The sequence below is a fragment of the Caulobacter sp. 602-1 genome, assembly GCF_003931565.1.
In the GTDB taxonomy this organism is placed as follows: Bacteria; Pseudomonadota; Alphaproteobacteria; order Caulobacterales; family Caulobacteraceae; genus Caulobacter.
This window is the reverse complement of the sequence record NZ_RRYI01000046.1, coordinates 1-361: the sequence shown is the minus strand read 5'-3', so window position 1 is coordinate 361 and position 361 is coordinate 1. Positions and strand designations below refer to the sequence as shown.

Genomic DNA, 361 nt, shown 5'->3' with positions numbered 1-361 from the left:
TGGGCGGGGCCATTGCGGCACGACTGGCCGGTAACGCCGCGCCGATCAGCGTGACGATCAGGCCTACCGCGAGACCAACCAGCATGTCCGAGACGCTCGGATTCGAGGATCCGGTCATCGGCGTGCCCATCTGACCCATCATCGCGACGATGCCTTTGACCATGCCCCAGCCGAGCCCGATACCGATGCCGGAACCGACCACACCGAGCACAATCGCCTGCACGATCACCGTGGTGAACACTTGGGCGGGGGAGGCTCCTATTGATCGCAGCACTGCGTAGCCGCGCATTGATTCGCGCACGATCATCGAGAACGTGTTCGCGATGATGAACGAGCCCACGAACAGGGCAATTACCGCGAA

Annotated in this window: 1 protein-coding gene; it reads right to left on the bottom strand. The window is 62.6% G+C overall.

The window, feature by feature from the left end:
• Nucleotides 1–361, bottom strand: a 361-nt coding sequence (locus EIK80_RS25175; protein WP_148099128.1) for an FtsX-like permease family protein, incomplete at both ends; no start/stop codon positions are given.